The organism is Actinophytocola sp. (genome assembly GCF_036002505.1).
Taxonomy (GTDB): domain Bacteria; phylum Actinomycetota; class Actinomycetes; order Mycobacteriales; family Pseudonocardiaceae; genus DASYTH01.
Genome location: NZ_DASYTH010000358.1, coordinates 1 through 2,013 on the forward strand (window position 1 = coordinate 1; position 2,013 = coordinate 2,013).

Genomic DNA, 2,013 nt, shown 5'->3' on the forward strand with positions numbered 1-2,013 from the left:
TCCGGCTCGCGACTCCCCGCATCCCGGGTGGCGGCGTTGTCGGACTCGTCGTTACAAACCGCCAGTAGCGACTTCGTCCTCCGCCTTGCCAGCCGGGCGCGGATGAGCCGCTCCCTGATCGAACGACGTTATTCAGCGGTCGCTAGGTCGGGCGTTGGCGGTCTGCTCCGGCGGTGTCTGGTTCCGAGCCGCTAGTTCTGCGGCTCTGGCGCACCCTTTGGCAGGAACTTCCGGCACGCGCTGTGCGCGGCCTTGAATACGTCCGATTCGGTGTCTGGGACATTGAACATGCCGTTGGGGTCAGGTTCCGGGAAGTCGGGCACGCCGTGGCTACGCATGCAGGCGATGTAGTCTTTTGAATCGAACGGAGCGCCGGACGCCGACGGTTGCCCGGTTGCGGAGGGCCCCGGCCCCCCCCGCCCCGCGCTGGGTCCCGCCGGGCGCCCGAATGGCCCTAATGGTCGCCCGTTGGGCTTGAGCGCCTGACAGGCCTTCTCGGCATTCTGATACGCCGTCGACGTGATATCGATGCCGTCTTCCGGTGTGATTTGGAGCAGCCCGCCCGGCTTGGCAGCAGGGTAGTTTGGCACACCATTCTTCCGCATGCAAGCGACAAAAGCCGCAGCTTTGGCCTCTCTATCTGCTGACCCGGATCCGTCCGCCGCCACGTTGTCGGCTTTACTGGACGAGCCGAAGCTGGCTGCGATGGCGAAGCCGCCGGCCACCAAGGCGACGGCCAAGACGACGCCGAGGGCGACCACCAGGCGCAGCGACCTTCTACCACGGGGAGTTCGGCTATCGACGGTAGCCTCATTCTCTTCCATTGCTTCTCCCAAGCTTGATTAGCTGTGCACTATTTCCGCAGTCTGGTGGAAATCAACTGGGCGATCTCCGAGATGGACCGCCCCCGCATCATTCGATGATGGTCCGAGTTGACGTCGACCCGCTCAATATTTCCGCTCACGTACGGAGTCCAGCTATCGATAGCGTCGGCCGGTTGAACCGCATCCTGTAGACCCTTCGCCACGAAAAGCAAAAGATCACCGTGGAATAGGCCCGGCGTGAACTGCTCCATGAGTTGGACGTTGTTGGCATTGACCTTGATAATTTCCGCGAGCGGCCCATCTGCCGGTTCCGGCGTCACCGCGTCCGGCGTCACCGCGTCCGGCGTCACCGCGGGAGCCTCTTGGCGCTTCCAGGTGCCGTAAGGGTAACCATCGAGAACGGCCAGGACCGCTACCGCCTCACCCAGCTCCTGAAGATGGGTTGCCATGGCATGCGCGACGAGCCCACCGAACGACCAGCCGAGCAGGTGGTATGGCCCGGTGGGCTGAACGCTGCGAATCTGCTTGACATAGTCTGCGGCCATTTCCTCGAGTGTCTCCGGCAGTCGCTCATCGGCGCTGAACCCGCGCGCATGCAACCCGTAGACCGGACGGCCCGGAAGATGACCGGCAAGTTCCCGGTAGCACCAGCTCAGTCCGGCGCTGGGATGGACGCAGAACAGGGGCGAGTGGGCGCCTTCCAGCGTGAGTGGAAGCAGCAGACCGAGGTCGTCGGTCTCGGTACCACCGGCGAGTGATTGGGCGACCGCTGCCGCCGTTGGCGCGGTGAAGAACGCGGTGATACTCACCTCGGCGTCGAGCACCGCCCGGATCCGGGCGACCAGCCGCATCGCCAGCAACGAATCCCCGCCCAGGTCGAAGAACGACACGTCCGCGGGCACCCGCTCCACGCCGAGCACCTCGGCGAACAGCCGGCACAGCAGATCCTCGGCGGGGGTGGCCGGGCCCCGCCCGCCAACCCCAGCGAAGTCCGGCGCCGGCAGCGCGGCCCGGTCCAGCTTCCCGTTCACCGTCAACGGCACCGCGGCCAGTTCCACCACCGCGGCCGGCACCATGTAATCCGGCAGCCGCTCGGCGGCGTGTGCGCGCAGCGCCTCGCTGTCCACCGTCGCGCCGTCGGCGGGCACCACGTAGCCGACCAGCCGCCGCTCCCCCGGCCGGTCCTCCC

2 protein-coding genes are annotated in these 2,013 nt (G+C 66.3%); both read right to left on the minus strand.

What is annotated here, in order from left to right; genetic code table 11:
• Positions 1 to 191: 191 nt before the first annotated feature.
• Positions 192 to 761, minus strand: a complete 570-nt coding sequence (locus VGR06_RS31185) for a hypothetical protein (protein WP_327562749.1) — start codon at positions 759 to 761, stop codon at positions 192 to 194.
• 92 nt (positions 762 to 853) lie between these two features.
• Positions 854 to 1,987, minus strand: a complete 1,134-nt coding sequence (locus tag VGR06_RS31190) for an alpha/beta fold hydrolase (RefSeq protein ID WP_327562750.1) — start codon at positions 1,985 to 1,987, stop codon at positions 854 to 856.
• Positions 1,988 to 2,013: the final 26 nt, after the last annotated feature.